The organism is Micromonospora sp. HM5-17 (assembly GCF_003762835.1).
Classification (GTDB): domain Bacteria; phylum Actinomycetota; class Actinomycetes; order Mycobacteriales; family Micromonosporaceae; genus Plantactinospora.
On sequence record NZ_RJWA01000006.1, the window covers coordinates 112,417 to 126,848 of the forward strand.

General features: G+C 71.7%; 11 protein-coding genes. 5 read left to right on the plus strand and 6 right to left on the minus strand.

What is annotated here, in order from left to right:
• Positions 1–222 precede the first annotated feature (222 nt).
• From EF879_RS18250 to EF879_RS18280, 6 genes are all read right to left on the minus strand, one after another.
• Positions 223–438 (minus strand): ubiquitin-like protein Pup, encoded by a 216-nt coding sequence (locus EF879_RS18250; RefSeq protein ID WP_123560225.1) that lies wholly within the window; start codon positions 436–438, stop codon positions 223–225.
• Between the two features lie 104 nt (positions 439–542).
• Complete coding sequence (gene dop, locus EF879_RS18255; RefSeq protein WP_123560226.1) at positions 543–2,060, minus strand: depupylase/deamidase Dop; 1,518 nt, start codon at positions 2,058–2,060, stop codon at positions 543–545.
• Between the two features lie 185 nt (positions 2,061–2,245).
• Positions 2,246–4,027, minus strand: a complete 1,782-nt coding sequence (gene arc, locus EF879_RS18260; RefSeq protein ID WP_123560227.1) for a proteasome ATPase — start codon at positions 4,025–4,027, stop codon at positions 2,246–2,248.
• Positions 4,028–4,339: 312 nt separating this feature from the next.
• Positions 4,340–4,912, minus strand: coding sequence for a hypothetical protein (locus tag EF879_RS18270; RefSeq protein ID WP_123560229.1), 573 nt, complete (start codon positions 4,910–4,912; stop codon positions 4,340–4,342).
• A 73-nt stretch (positions 4,913–4,985) separates the two neighbouring features.
• The gene (locus EF879_RS18275; protein ID WP_123560230.1) at positions 4,986–5,933 is read right to left on the minus strand and encodes a tRNA (adenine-N1)-methyltransferase; all 948 of its coding nucleotides are present in this window, start codon (positions 5,931–5,933) and stop codon (positions 4,986–4,988) included.
• Positions 5,930–7,093 carry a site-2 protease family protein gene (locus EF879_RS18280; RefSeq protein ID WP_123560719.1) on the minus strand — a complete coding sequence of 388 codons (1,164 nt, stop codon included), beginning with the start codon at positions 7,091–7,093 and terminating at the stop codon, positions 5,930–5,932. The genes EF879_RS18275 and EF879_RS18280 overlap by 4 nt, the downstream gene beginning before the upstream one ends.
• 147 nt (positions 7,094–7,240) lie before the next feature.
• On the opposite strand from EF879_RS18280, the gene EF879_RS18285 reads away from it, so the two are divergent.
• The 5 genes from EF879_RS18285 to EF879_RS18305 all read left to right on the plus strand — a co-directional run bounded on the left by EF879_RS18285 (position 7,241) and on the right by EF879_RS18305 (position 14,341).
• Positions 7,241–8,284 (plus strand): PD-(D/E)XK nuclease family protein, encoded by a 1,044-nt coding sequence (locus tag EF879_RS18285; protein ID WP_123560231.1) that lies wholly within the window; start codon positions 7,241–7,243, stop codon positions 8,282–8,284.
• Between the two features lie 154 nt (positions 8,285–8,438).
• Positions 8,439–9,743 carry a sensor histidine kinase gene (locus tag EF879_RS18290; protein ID WP_123560232.1) on the plus strand — a complete coding sequence of 435 codons (1,305 nt, stop codon included), beginning with the start codon at positions 8,439–8,441 and terminating at the stop codon, positions 9,741–9,743.
• 6 nt (positions 9,744–9,749) lie between these two features.
• Positions 9,750–10,436 (plus strand): response regulator transcription factor, encoded by a 687-nt coding sequence (locus EF879_RS18295; RefSeq protein WP_123560233.1) that lies wholly within the window; start codon positions 9,750–9,752, stop codon positions 10,434–10,436.
• 582 nt (positions 10,437–11,018) lie between these two features.
• Entirely contained in the window at positions 11,019–11,789 is a 771-nt protein-coding gene (locus tag EF879_RS18300; RefSeq protein ID WP_123560235.1) for an ABC transporter ATP-binding protein, read from the plus strand.
• The gene (locus EF879_RS18305) at positions 11,789–14,341 is read left to right on the plus strand and encodes an ABC transporter permease (protein WP_123560236.1); all 2,553 of its coding nucleotides are present in this window, start codon (positions 11,789–11,791) and stop codon (positions 14,339–14,341) included. The genes EF879_RS18300 and EF879_RS18305 overlap by 1 nt, the downstream gene beginning before the upstream one ends.
• The last annotated feature ends 91 nt before the right edge of the window (positions 14,342–14,432 follow it).

The window sequence follows — 14,432 nt, forward strand, 5'->3', positions numbered from 1 at the left end:
CCGGTGCGATGATCTCCGTCCCCGTGTTGCCGGCGACCGGGTGGTCGGGCGACGGCACGGCCGACGGGCGGACCCGGCCGGGCCGTCGGGTGGCTGCGTCACGGCGTCGCCCCGGCACGCCAGCGGCGCCGAGCGGGCCGGGGAGCACGCCCGGCCGACGGGTGCGAGGACACCGCCGGTCGGGGTCGGTCACGGGCCGGCCCCGACGCACCGGCACCGCGGCTATTGTCCGCCCTTCTGGACGTAGCCTCGGACGAACTCCTCCGCGTTCTCCTCCAGCACCGAGTCGATCTCGTCCAGCAGGTCGTCGACGTCCTCGGTGATCTCGGCGTGCCGCTCGGCGACCTCCGGGTTCGCCTGGGCGGTGACCTCGTCGATCTCCTCGTCCCGGCGGGCCCGGCCCGACTGGGACTGGCCGCCGGTGTCACGGGTAGCCATGCTGCCTCCTCCACGATCGCCTGGAAGAAACTTACCTCGGATGCGCGACGAAACCTGCCCGTCGCGGCCGGCCGGGTCGATCTCCGGAGGGCCGGCCGACGCCGTCAGCCGCCGGTGATCGTCTCCAACAGGTCCTTCGCGCTCGCGCAGCGGTCGAAGAGCGCGCCGACGTGCTTGCGCGTCCCCCGCTCGGGCTCCATCATCGGCACCCGGACCAGCGACTCCCGGCCGACGTCGAAGATGACCGAGTCCCAGCTCGCCGCCACCACCTCCGAGGCGTACTGCGCCAGGCACCGGCCGCGGAAGTAGGCGCGGGTGTCCTCGGGCGGCTCGGTCATCGCCGAGCGGGTCAGCTCCTCCGGCAGGAGTGTCGCCATCGCACCCCGGCTCACCAGCCGGTGGTAAAGGCCCTTCTCCGGCCGTACGTCGGAGTACTGGAGGTCGACCAGTTGCAGCTTGTGCGACGCCCAGCCGAGCTTCTCCCGCTCCCGGTAGCCCTCCAGCAGCCGCAGCTTCGCCACCCAGTCGAGCTCGCCGGCGCAGAGCATGATGTCGCGGCCCAGCCGGTCCAGCACGCTCTCCCAGCGGTCCAGCACGTCGGCGGTGTCCGGGTCGACGTCGTCGCCGTACCGCTGGTCCACAAAGGAGCGGGCCCGTTCGAAGTAGGCCCACTGGAGGTCCAGGGCGGTCAGCCGGCGTCCGTCGCGCAGCCGCATCAGGTGGGTCAGCGAGGGGTCGTGGCTGACCGCCTTCAGCTCGCCGACCGGGTCCGCGATGGACAGGTCCGGACTGAGCGCCTTCTCCTCGATCATCGTCAGCACCAGCGCCGTCGTGCCGACCTTGAGGTACGTCGAGATCTCCGACAGGTTCGCGTCGCCGATGATGACGTGCAGCCGACGGTACTTGTCGGCGTCGGCGTGCGGCTCGTCCCGGGTGTTGATGATCGGCCGCTTCAGCGTCGTCTCCAGCCCGACCTCGACCTCGAAGAAGTCGGCCCGCTGGGAGATCTGGAACCCCGGCTGGGAGCCGTCCTGTCCGATGCCGACCCGACCCGCGCCGCAGATGATCTGCCGGGTCACGAAGAACGGCGTCAGGTACGTCACGATGTCCGCGAACGGCGTCTGCCGGCGCATCAGGTAGTTCTCGTGCGCGCCGTAGCTGGCACCCTTGTTGTCGGTGTTGTTCTTGTAGAGGTGGATCGGGTGGGCGCCGGGGATGCTGGCCGCCCGGCGGGCCGCCTCGGCCATCACCCGCTCCCCCGCCTTGTCCCACCGAACCAGGTCCAGCGGGTTCGTCACCTCGGGAGTCGAGTACTCCGGGTGGGCGTGGTCGACATAGAGCCGCGCGCCGTTGGTGAGGATGACGTTGGCCAGCCCCAGGTCCTCGTCGGCCAGCGCCTCCGCCGGGTCGTACGCGGCCCCGGAGTAGGTGAAGCCGCGGGCGTCCCGCAGCGGGGACTCCTCTTCGTAGTCCCACCGGGCTCGCCCGCCCCGGGCCAGCTCGGGACGCGCGCCGTAGGCGTTGACCACCTGGGACGAGGTCACCATCGGGTTGGCACCGGCCTGGCCGGGCACGGAGATGCCGTACTCCACCTCGGTGCCCATGATCCGCCGTACGCTCATGCCGCCGCCTCGCTTCGCTCACCCATGGCGTCGAGGGTAGTCTGCGCCGTCGCCGGATCCTCGCCCGGTGTGTCGACACGGCCACCGTACGCCCGCCCGGCCGCCACGAGCCGTCCCCGTGGAAGGGCCGCCGAACAGCATCGTGGGCGCCGCACGGTGCGACGCCCACGACGACGACGCTCGCCCTACAGGTACTGGCCGGTGTTGCTCGCCGTCTCGATGGAGCGGCCGGCCTCCGCGCCCTTCCCGCCGGAGACGAGGGTACGGATGTAGACGATCCGCTCCCCCTTCTTGCCGGAGATCCGGGCCCAGTCGTCGGGGTTGGTGGTGTTCGGCAGGTCCTCGTTCTCGCGGAACTCATCGACGCAGGCGTCGAGCAGGTGCTGCAGTCGCAACCCCTTACGCCCGGAGGAGAGGTACTCCTTGATCGCCATCTTCTTGCCCCGGTCGACGATGTTCTGGATCATCGCACCGGAGTTGAAGTCCTTGAAGTACAGGACCTCCTTGTCACCGTTGGCGTAGGTGACCTCGAGGAATCGATTCTCCTCGGTCTCCGAGTACATCCGCAGCACCACCGCCTCGATCATGGCCGCGACGGTCGCCTTCGGGTCGTTGCCGTGCTCGGCCAGGTCGTCGGGGTGCAGCGGAAGGTCGGGGCGGATGTACTTCGAGAAGATGTCCTTCGCCGCCTCGGCGTCCGGGCGCTCGATCTTGATTTTCACGTCGAGCCGGCCGGGCCGTAGGATCGCCGGGTCGATCATGTCCTCCCGGTTCGAGGCGCCGATGACGATGACGTTCTCCAGCCCCTCCACACCGTCGATCTCGCTGAGCAGTTGGGGCACGATGGTGTTCTCGACGTCGGAGGAGACCCCGGAGCCCCGGGTCCGGAACACCGAGTCCATCTCGTCGAAGAAGACGATGACCGGCGTCCCCTCGCTGGCCTTCTCCCGCGCCCGCTGGAAGATGAGGCGGATGTGCCGCTCGGTCTCGCCGACGTACTTGTTGAGCAGCTCCGGGCCCTTGATGTTGAGAAAGTAGCTGGTGTGCTTCTCCTCGCCCCGCCGTTCGGCGATCTTCTTGGCCAGCGAGTTCGCGACCGCCTTGGCGATCAGCGTCTTGCCGCAGCCCGGAGGACCGTAGAGCAGAATGCCCTTGGGCGGGCGGAGGTGGTGCTCCCGGAACAGGTCGGCGTGCAGGAACGGCAGCTCGACGGCATCCCGGATCTGCTCGATCTGGTGCTGAAGGCCGCCGATGTCGGAGTAGTCGACGTCCGGCACCTCCTCGAGGACCAGTTCCTCGACCTCACTCTTCGGAATCCGCTCGTACGCGTACGCCGAGCGGGGCTCGATCATGAGCGAGTCGCCGGCCCGCAGCGGTGCACCGATCAACGTGTCCGCGAGGTGGACGATGCGTTCCTCGTCCGCGTGTGAGATCACCAGCGCCCGGTCAGCCGGGCCACCGGAGGGGTTCTCGAGCACCTCCTTGAGCATGACGACCTCGCCGACGCGCTCGTAGCCGAGCGCGTCCACGACGTTGAGCGCGTCGTTGAGTAGAACTTCCTGCCCGCGTCGGAGTTCGGTCGCGTCGAGCGACGGAGAGACAGCCACCCGAAGCTTGCGGCCGCCGGTGAAGACGTCCACCGTCCCGTCGTCGTGCCGGCCCAGGAAGACACCGTAACCGCTGGGCGGCTGCGCCAGCCGGTCGATCTCCTCCTTGAGGGTGACGATCTGGGCGCGTGCCTCCTTGAGGGTGTTCACGAGCCGCTCGTTGTTCTCGGTGAGCCGAGCCAGTTGGGCCTGTGCTGCCGCCAGCCGTTCCTCAAGCTGCCGGACGTGTCGAGGGCTTTCGGTCAACTTGCGCCGCACCAGAGCGAGTTCCTCTTGAAGAAACGCGACCTGGGTGGAGAGATCGTGGGCCTCCTTCTCCCACCGTGCGGCGCGCGAGTCCGCGTCGTCGCTGCGTGCCACGTCCCACCTCCCCGGGGGCTCGAACGTTCTGCCCTAACACTAACCGCTATGACGCTGATTCGGTTCCACGCAACACCCTCGCCGCCGAACCTTGATCACATCGCTCGACGACCATGATCGACCGCCGGTAACGGCTGGTTCGACGGGCGCGGTTGTGGGTACCAGTCGCCGGTGGCACAGGACGGAGACGGGAACACGGTCAGCGGCCGGACGGCGCGGAGGCCGAACGGACGCGCGGCGACGGACGACGCGGTACCGGCCGCCGAGGGCCGGACGGCGGAGCGGTGGCGGGATCGGGCGGGCGGCCGTCGGTCAGAGCAGCGGCCGGCCGATGACCGAGGCCACCAGGCGGGCGAACTCCTCCAGCCGGGCGATCTGCCCCGGTCCGCCGTCGTCGAGCGTCTTGCCGAACCGCAGGGCGTCGTGCCGGGGCGGGGCATGCGTGTCGTCGCCGGGTACGCCCTCGTCGAGCGAGCTGAGCAGCAGGTAGACGTCGATGCTGTCGACCCGGATCTGGCCGTCGGGGCGCCGGCTCAGCCGACGTCGGCACCCGACCTCGCTCACCGTCGATACCGGCACCACGCGCAGCGATGACGTCATCGAGCCGGCCGGGCCGTCGTCCGGCGGCACGTCCTCGCCGTGCCACAGGATCAGGCGGCTGCCGTCGCAGATCGCGACCTCCTGCCAGACGCCGTTCACCTCGTTCACGAACCGTTCGAGGGTGAAGCCGAGCACGGTGGCGCCCCGGAGCACCCCGTTCAGCGCCTCCATCGCCACGTCCGGGTCACGCAGGTAGGCCCGGGCCGCGGACTCCAGGTCCCGATACGGCGACCAGTCGGGGAAGACGGCGGGAAGCTCCCCGTTGCCGAACGCCGGCCGGCTCATGCCACCCCCTCGCCCCGCTCGGCCGCCCTCCGGACGCCCGGGCCGTCCCGGCCGCTCCGTCCGGCGCACCCACTCATTCGGCATCCTCCTCCGGGGTCATCCCCGCCGCCTGCCGGGACTGCCGCCGACGTAGCGCGTACGCCTCGGCCCCCTTGCTCGGCTTCCGCCGGCGCGGTGGCGCGGTGACGCCCGGCGCGAGGCGCCGGCTCGAGACCAGAAACGCGGTGTGCGCGATCATACGGTGGTCCGGGCGTACCGCGAGCCCGTCCGCGTGCCAGTCCCGCACCAGCGTCTCCCAGGCCCGGGGCTCGGTGAAGCCGCCCCGCGCGCGCAACGCCTCGACCAGTTCCGACAGTTGCGGGGTGGTCGCCACGTAGCCGACGAAGACGCCGCCGGGCAGCAACGCGCGTTCGACCAGGTCGAGGACATCCCAGGGAGTGAGCAGGTCAAGAATGATTCGGTCGAAACCGGTCTCGGTGCAGCTCGCGACGTCTTCCACGTGTAGGGTCCACGCCGGATGCGGTCCACCGAAGAATGATTCCACATTCCGACGCGCGATCTCGGCGAAATCCTCCCGGATCTCGTAGGAGTGCACCTCCCCATCCGCCCCCACGGCCCGGAGCAGCGAACAGGTCAGCGCACCGGAGCCGACCCCGGCCTCCAGCACCTTGGCACCGGGGAAAACGTCCCCCATCGTCACGATCTGGGCGGCGTCCTTCGGGTAGATCACCTGGGCGCCCCGTGGCATCGACAGCACGTAGTCGGCCAGCAGCGGACGCAGCGCGAGGTACGGGGTGCCGCCGGTCGAGGTCACCACGCTGCCGTCCGGGAGCCCGATCAACGCGTCGTGGTCGAGCGCCCCGCGGTGGGTGTGGAACGAGCGACCCGGCTCCAGGGTGATCGTGTGGGTCCGTCCCTTCGGATCGGTGAGCTGCACCCGGTCACCGGGTTGGAACGGGCCGCGACGGACCGGTCCGGGGGCGGGCCGGGCGGCGGGGACGGCGGTGGGCTGTGCGGTCACGGGGTCATCTTTCGGTCGGGCTCCAGAAGCTGTGCCAGATCGGCGAGGTGCAGGACACCGACGACATCTTCGCCTGACGTCACGAGGTACTGTGCGCCCGGGTGGGTCTGTACCGCCCGGACCACCTGTTCCCCGGCGAGTCCGACGGAGAGGCTCGGCACCGCGGCCAGGCCCCGGGCCACCGTGTCGACGGCCACCCAGGGACGCCGCTCAACCGGCACCGCCTCGGCCGCCGCCCCGTCCACCAGCGCCACCAGCCGGCCCGTCGAGTCGGTCACCCCGAGCGCCGCGCCGTGCGCCGCGGCCCCCCGACGCTGCGCCTCGGCCAGCGGGGTGCCGGTCGGCACCCGGAAGACCGGGCGGGCGAGCCGGGCCAGGTCGATCAGCGGGAACCGGCGGCTGATCCGAGCGGCCCGGATCGCCTGGCCGGCCCCCTGCCACAGGGTGAGCGGCACCAGCAGGAGCAGCACCAGCAGAAGCGGCGCCAGGCCCGGGGTCGGTAGCCCGCCCGTCCAGACCAGCGCGACGACGAGCGCGGCGGTGGCGACGGCGACGACCCGGCCCGACCAGCCGGCGACCTCGGTGCCCAGGTGCGGGTCGCGGGCGAGGGCCCAGACCGCGGCCCGCAGCGCCCGTCCGCCGTCCAGGGGCAACCCGGGCAGGGCGTTGAAGAACGCCACCAGGACGTTGCTCGCCGCCAGCTGGACGGCGAACCGGTTGGCCAGCGTCCCGTCGGGCAGGGCGAGCGCCACGGCCACCGCCGCCACGCCGACGGCCAGCGAGACCGCCGGGCCGGCGAGGGAAACCACCAGGTCCACCCGGGGACTCGGCGCGTCCCGGTCCATCTCGGTGTAGCCGCCGAGCAACTCCAGCGTGATGCCCCGGACCCCGATCCCGTACCGGCGGGCGGCGAGCGCGTGCCCCAGCTCGTGCAGCAGCACCGAGCCGAGCAGGAGCGCCACGAAGCCGAGACCGACCAGGTAGCCGGCGAGCTGCGACAGCTCGAGCTGGCGCCGGACGAGTTCGCCGTACGTGACGGTGACGACGACGGCGAGGAGCAGCATGGAGGCGGTGAGCCGGACCGGGACACCGAGAACCCGACCGACGGTGAGAGCACGGTGGGTTCTCCCGGCGGGGCGAGGTCGCGGCTGTTCCTCCATCGCTTCGATGCTACGGAACACCGAGGCCGCGCCATCCGTCGGTTGTGCCGGACCGTTCGTTGCGGGCGGATACCCGGCAGACCGGACGTCCCCACGGCCGGGCGGGCGCGGCCCGTTCGGCCGTACCCGTGCCTTAGCCTTCCGGACATGACGGCGGAGACGGTGACAACGCAGACGACGGCAGCGGATCCGGCGGCGGAGGCGACGGACACCGGCCCGGTCACCGCCTCGCTCTCCCCATCCCGGGCCGCCGACTTCAAGACCTGTCCGCTGCTCTATCGCTTTCGCAGCATAGACCGGCTGCCGGAGCGGCCCAGCGCGGAGCAGGCCCGCGGCACCCTCGTCCATGCGGTCCTGGAACGGCTCTTCGACCTTCCCGCCGAGGAGCGGACCCCGGCCACGGCGGCGAGCCTGGTGGCACCGGAGTGGTCACGGCTGCTGGCCGAGCAGCCCGAGCTGGCCGAGTTGTTTCCCGCCGAGGACGCCGCCGGCGCGGCCGAGTTCCTGGACTCGGCCCGCGACCTGCTCGACGGCTACTTCCGGGTGGAGGATCCCCGGCGGCTGGAGCCCGCCGAGCGGGAGAGCCTGGTCTCCGCCGTGGTCGACGACCGTCTGCTCATCCGCGGCTACATCGACCGGCTGGACGTCTCGCCCGACGGCGCGCTGCGGGTGGTCGACTACAAGACCGGCGGTGCGCCCCGGGAGGCGTTCGAGGCCCGGGCGCTGTTCCAGCTCAAGTTCTACGCCCTGGTGCTCTGGCGGACCCGTGGGGTGGTGCCGGCCGTGCTGCGGCTGCTCTACCTCAAGGACGCCGAGGTCTGCGACTACCGGCCCGACGCGGACGAACTGGTCCGGTTCGAGCGCACGGTGGTGGCGCTCTGGCGCGCGATCGAGCAGGCCACCGCCGCCCGGGACTTTCGCCCCAAGCCGAGCCGGCTCTGCGACTGGTGCAACTACCAGGCGCACTGTCCGGCCTTCGGCGGTACTCCCCCGCCGTTCCCAGAGCCGCTCGCGGCGGATCCATCGTCGCCGGCTCCGCCAGCCCGGGTCACCCGGCGGGCGGCCGGCGCCACCCCGCCCGCCCAGCCGGTCGGCCCCGGACCGGCCGGGACGCCGCACGGACCCGCGTCCTCCGGTGACGGCCCGGGCGCACCTCCCGAGTCGGCCGGCGCCGCAGCTCCCGCGCGATAGGCAGCCGACGCGGAGCGCCGGCCGGGGTGGCCGCCGGATTCCGGGCAGGCGGGTGTGTCAGACTCCCGCCGCGGGCGGGCTCCTCCTCCAGGAGGATCCGAGACTCGCCGTCGCCGACGACTTCCGGCCCGAAACAGCGGCTACCGTCGCCTCCATGACCCGCAGCGACGCCCCCACGCCGGTCGCCACCGTGGACCAACCCCGTCCGACCCGGTGGCTCCGCTGGCCGGGTAGGCTCCGGCTCTCCGCCCGGCAGCGCCAGGTGCTGTCGCAGGACGCCCTGCTGGCCCTGGCCGCGGTCGCCATGGAGGCGGTGATCCTGCTCGTCGACCCCGCGGGGGTCCTCGCCGGATACCCCGAACCGCCCCCGTTCGGGGTCGGCACGACGGTGGCCTGGAGCATCGCCTGTGCGGCGCCGATCGTGCTGCGGCGGCTGCTCCCCTGGTCGTCGGTGGTCCTGGCGTCCCCGATCGTGTCCGCAGCCGCCCTCTTCCAGGTACGCGTGGTCAGCGCCGCCATGACCGTGATCACGTTGAGCTACACCACCGCGTCCCGGCTCCCGCTGTGGCAGGCGGCGCTCGCCGGCATCGTTGTCTGGGCTCCCAGCCTGGTCGTCGCGGCCACCGCACCCGTCCCGTCCGGGCCCGTCGCGGTCTCCACCGGCTACGTGCTCGTCACCCAGCTGCTGGTGGCGCTGGTCTGCTTCTTCGTGGGCCGCACCGTGCACGCCCGCCGTGCCTCCGTCCGTGCCCTGGAGGAACGGGCCCGGGTCGCGGAGGAGAACCAGCGGGCCCTCGCCGACCAGGCCGTGGCCGACGAGCGGCGGCGGATCGCCCGGGAGTTGCACGACGTGGTGGCCCACCATGTCAGCGTGATGGGGGTACTGGCGACCGGGGCCCGCCGGGTGCTGCCCCGGGATCCGAGCGCCGCGGACGGCGCGCTGGGGACCATCGAGGAGACCAGCCGAACCACCCTCCGCGAACTGCGCCGGCTCCTCGACGTGCTCCGCACCGACGCCGAGCCGGCCGCCGACCTCGCTCCCCAGCCGGGGCTGGCCGGGATCGAGGCCCTGGTCGAGCAGGTTCGGGAGGCGGGTCTGCCGGTGACGCTGCGGGTGGAGGGCAACCCGGGGCCGCTGGACCCTGGTGTGGCGCTGACCATCTACCGGATCGTGCAGGAGGCGCTCACCAACACGCTCAAGCACGCCGGGAACGCCACCGCCCAGGTCCGGTTGAGCTTCGGGACCCACTGGCTGATCGTGGAGGTCTCCGACACCGGCCGGGGGCCGGCTCCGGAGAACGGCCGGGTGGGGCACGGCCTGGTCGGGATGCGGGAGCGGATGGCCCTCTACGGTGGAACCCTGCGTACCGGACCGCGCCCCGGCGGCGGCTACCGGGTGTACGCCAAGATGCCGATGGAGCAGCTGGGCGCACCAGCCAGCGAACGGAACGAGAGGTAGGGCGGCATGACGGACGGAGGGGCCCCGAAGCGACCGGTACGGGTCCTGCTCGCGGACGACCAGCCGCTGCTGCGTACCGGCTTCCGGATGGTGCTCGGCGCCGAGGAGGACCTCGACATCGTCGGCGAGGCGGGGGACGGGGTCGAGGCGGTCGACCTGTCTCGCCGGCTGCTGCCCGACGTGGTCCTGATGGACATCCGGATGCCCCGGATGGACGGGGTCGCCGCGACCCGGGCGATCGTCGAGGCCCGGCTGCCGGTACGGGTGTTGATCCTGACCACCTTCGACCTGGACGAGTACGTCGTCGGCGCGCTGCGGGCCGGGGCCAGCGGCTTCCTGGCCAAGGACGTGCCGGCCGAGGACCTGGTCACCGCCATCCGTACCGTGGCGGCCGGCGAGGCGGTCGTCGCCCCGCGAATCCTCAAGCGGCTGCTGGACCGGTTCGCCGAGTCGCTGCCCGACCCGACGGCGACACCGCCGAAGGAGATCGGGGTGCTGACCGAGCGGGAGCGGGAGGTCCTGGTCCAGGTGGCCCGGGGCCTCTCCAACGCCGAGATCGCCCGGGTCCTCTCGGTGAGCGAGACGACCATCAAGACCCACGTCGGGCACGTGCTCACCAAGCTCGGGCTACGGGACCGGGTGCAGGCGGTCGTGCTGGCGTACGAGACCGGGCTGGTTCGGCCGGGGGCGTGAGCGGGGCGCGCGGTCGCCCGGCCGCGCCCCGGGACCCGGTGGGGCCGGGTACGCCCGGAGTAGGCGAGACGGACGACCCGGGCCGGGCGGACTCGTCCTGACGGAGGAGAGTTCGGCCGGATCGGGGCGGAGCCGGCAACCCTCCCGGCGCAGGACGGTCGACGGCGTCCCGGCACCTATCGTGAGAAACGAGCCGAGCGCGTCGGTTCACCCGCCGTTATGCGGCGGCAATCAGTCGGAAACCGCCGGGACACCGCGGCGTAAGGCAGTCGAACCGCCACGGATATTCGCGGCGGAACAGATAATCGGGCGGTGACATCCGGTCCACCGGGCAATAACCGTCGGTTTGACCGGCTTGCGGAACCGGGGTGGACGAGCGATCGCGGGAATGGGGGGTCCGCGGCCGAACGGTACCAGTCAGGGGCAACCCTGATTCGCCCTCGGGGCTGACCCGCACCGGGAAATCCGCGTCGGCCTCCACCCCGGGGTGGAGGCCGCGTGTGTCGGCCGCATTGACGATGGAAACCGCCGGCCGACCGATGATCCGGCCGAGCGGAAGATCTTTGATCAGGGGGAAAAGACGTGACGGCAACGGTGACGCACGGTGCCGCGATAGCGGCGCGGGCCAGCGACGTATGGAAGGTGTACGGCAGCGGTGAGGCGCAGGTGGTCGCGCTACGGGGGGTGAGCGTGGAGTTCGAACGCGCCCGTTTCACGGCCATCATGGGTCCGTCCGGATCCGGTAAGTCCACCCTCATGCACTGCCTGGCCGGGCTCGACTCCGTCACGCGCGGAACGATTCACATCGGCGACACCACCGTCACCGGGCTCGGCGACGCTGGCCTCACCAAACTGCGCCGCGACAAGGTCGGTTTCATCTTCCAGCAGTTCAACCTGCTGCCGACGCTCACCGCCCAGGAGAACATTCTGCTGCCGCTGTCCATCGCCGGCCGGAAACCCGACCCCGAGTGGTTGGCCACCGTCATCGACACCGTGGGGCTCCGCGACCGGCTCAACCACCGTCCGGCCCAACTCTCCGGCGGCCAGCAGCAGCGGGTCGCCTGCGCCCGGGCGCTCGCGTCCCGGCCCGAGGTCATCTTCGCCGACGAGCCCACCGGCAACCTCGACTCCCGGGCCGGCGCCGAGGTGCTCAACTTCCTCCGCCGCTCGGTCGCCGAGTACCGGCAGACCATCGTGATGGTCACCCACGACCCGGTCGCCGCCTCCTACGCCGACCGGGTCGTCTTCCTCGCCGACGGCCAGATCGTCTCCGAGCTGGTCGAGCCGACCCCGGACACCGTGCTGGACACCATGAAGAAGCTCGACAGCCTCACCTCCGAGGCAGGTCAGTGATGCTGCGCACCACTCTGAAGAGTCTCCTCGCCCGCAAACTCCGGCTGGTCCTCTCCGGGCTGGCCGTCGTGCTCGGCGTCATGTTCGTCTCCGGCGCCTTCGTTCTGACCGACACCCTCAGCCGGTCCTTCGACAGCCTGTTCAGCGACGCGTACGCCACCACCGACGTCGGGGTGAGCGCCAAGCCGAAGATCGACGTGGCCGAGTTGGAGGGCGAAGCGGTCCCCACCCCGTTCCCGGCCGCCACCCTCGATCGGGTCCGGGCGGTGCCCGGGGTGGCCGCGGCCACCGGAAGCGTCACCGCCGACGGCGCCCAGGTGATCGGCAGCAACGGAAAGGTGTTGACCTCCTTCGGCCCACCGCAGATCGGTCTCAACTGGACCGGGGAGAACGAGCTCGTCCAGCTCCGCACGGGGCGCGGCCCGACCGCCGACACCGAGGTGACGATCAACCAGGCCGTGGCCACGGCGGCGAAGCTCAGCGTCGGTGACCGCGTCGCGGTGCTGACTCCGCACCGGCCCAAGCAGGAGTTCACCGTCGTCGGCATCTTCGGCTACAGCGGCAACCGGGACAGCCTCGGGGGCGTCCAGGAGGTGGCGTTCACCGAACGGGTCGCGCAGGAGTCGATGGTCGGCCAGACCGGGGTCTACACGCAGATCTCGGTGAAGGCCGCCGACGGCGTCGACCCGGCGGTGCTGCGGGACCGGGTGGCGGCGGCGCTCGGCGACGACTACGTGGTGAAGACCGGCGAACAGCTCTCCGCCGACGCCGCGGCCGGATTCGACGAGGCGCTCGGCTTCTTCAACAACATCCTGCTGGGCTTCGCCGGCGTGGCGCTCTTCGTCGGCGTCTTCCTGATCCTGAACACCTTCTCGATCATCGTCGCCCAGCGCACCCGAGAACTGGCCCTGCTGCGGGCCATCGGGGCCGGACGCAGCCAGGTGATCGGGTCGGTGCTGACCGAGGCCGTGGTGATCGGCCTGATCGCCTCGGGGCTCGGGCTGGCCGCCGGCATCGGCGTCGGCGCCCTGCTGGCGTACGCCTTCGGACAGTTCGCCGGCGGCCTGCAACTGGCCGGCATCGGCGTACCGGTCAGTGCCGTGGTCAGCTCGTTCGTCGTCGGTCTGTTCGTCACCGTCGTCGCGGCGGTGCTGCCGGCGCTGCGGGCCGCCCGCATCCCCCCGGTGGCCGCGATGCAGGACGTGGCGACGCCCGACCGGCCGCTGACCAGGATCACCACCGCCGGGGCGCTGGTCGCCGCGCTTGGCGGCGCCCTGCTGGCGCTGGGGCTGAGCGGCAACGCCGGCGACAACACACTGTGGACGGTGCTCGGCGGCGTGCTGCTGACGTTCATCGGGGTCGCGCTGCTGACCCCGATGATCAGCCGCCCGGTGGTCTCCCTCCTCGGCCGGCTGTTCGCCTGGTCCGTGCCGGGCAAGCTGGGCCGGCTCAACTCGGGCCGCAACCCGCGCCGTACCGCCATCACCGCCGCCGCCCTGATGGTCGGGATCGCCCTGGTCACCGGCGTGACCGTGATCCTGGACTCGGCCAAGAGCAGCGTCACGGCGCTGGCCGACGACACCATCCAGGCCGAACTCGTCATCTCCGGGGCCCAGACCGGACCCCGGATACCGAGCTTCGAGCCGTCCGTGCTCGAGCGGGCCGCCGAGGTGCCCGGCGTGGCGACGGTCGCCGGGGTGTACGCCGATCAGGCGCAGATCGGAGGCAAGCGGACCTGGGTCCAGGCGACCAACGACGTCGCCGCGCTCCGGGAGATCTTCAAGGTCACCCCGAGCGCCGGCACCATCGACACACTCGGCCCGCAGCAGCTGTTGGTCGACTCGGATACCGCCGCGGAGCACGGACTGTCGGTCGGGGACACCGTGCCGGTGCAGCTGTCCCGCGGAGACGCGCGGACCTACACGGTGACCGGGATCTACGCCGAGTCCGACCTGTTCGGCGGGTTCGTGCTGCCGGTCGCGGCAACGGCCGACTTCGCACAGCCGAAACCGGTGCAGGCGTACCTGAAGCTCGCCCCGGGCGCCACCGTGGACCAGGTGATGCCGCAGATCGAGGCGCTGCTCGCGGACAGCCCCACCGTGTCGGTCGCCAACCGGGCCGAGTTCATCGAGCAGCAGACCAGCCAGTTCGACCAGCTCCTGATGATGATCCAGATCCTGCTCGCGCTGGCGATCGTGATCGCCGTACTCGGGATCGTCAACACCCTGGCGCTGTCGGTGCTGGAGCGGACCCGGGAACTGGGGCTGCTCCGGGCCATCGGGCTGCGTCGGGCCCAGACCATGCGGATGATCACGGTCGAGGCGGTGGTGATCTCGGTCTTCGGCGCGCTGCTCGGCGTGCTGGTCGGCACCGGACTCGGGGCGGCGGTGGTCCGCGCCCTGCGCGAGGAGGGCATCACCGACCTGGTGCTGCCGTGGACGGACATGGCCGTCTTCCTCGGCCTGGCGGCCGTGGTCGGAGTCGTCGCGGCGGTGCTGCCGGCGATCCGCGCCGCCCGACTCAACGTCCTCAATGCCATCGCACACGAGTAGCCCGCCCGTGGCGTGGGGGTAGCCACGGGTCGGTGCGGGGCGGCGTCCGCCGGAGACGCCGCCCCGCTGCCGTCCCGGCTCCGGCGCCCGC

Bases quoted from the DNA above. Each gene is read 5' to 3' on its own strand.
- EF879_RS18295 (WP_123560233.1), top strand. From the start codon at position 9,750: ATGACGGACGGAGGGGCCCCGAAGCGACCGGTACGGGTCCTGCTCGCG.
- EF879_RS18250 (WP_123560225.1), bottom strand. From the start codon at position 438: ATGGCTACCCGTGACACCGGCGGCCAGTCCCAGTCGGGCCGGGCCCGC.
- dop (WP_123560226.1), bottom strand. From the start codon at position 2,060: ATGAGCGTACGGCGGATCATGGGCACCGAGGTGGAGTACGGCATCTCC.
- EF879_RS18285 (WP_123560231.1), top strand. From the start codon at position 7,241: ATGACGGCGGAGACGGTGACAACGCAGACGACGGCAGCGGATCCGGCG.
- EF879_RS18305 (WP_123560236.1), top strand. From the start codon at position 11,789: ATGCTGCGCACCACTCTGAAGAGTCTCCTCGCCCGCAAACTCCGGCTG.
- EF879_RS18280 (WP_123560719.1), bottom strand. From the start codon at position 7,093: ATGGAGGAACAGCCGCGACCTCGCCCCGCCGGGAGAACCCACCGTGCT.
- EF879_RS18270 (WP_123560229.1), bottom strand. From the start codon at position 4,912: ATGAGCCGGCCGGCGTTCGGCAACGGGGAGCTTCCCGCCGTCTTCCCC.
- EF879_RS18290 (WP_123560232.1), top strand. From the start codon at position 8,439: ATGACCCGCAGCGACGCCCCCACGCCGGTCGCCACCGTGGACCAACCC.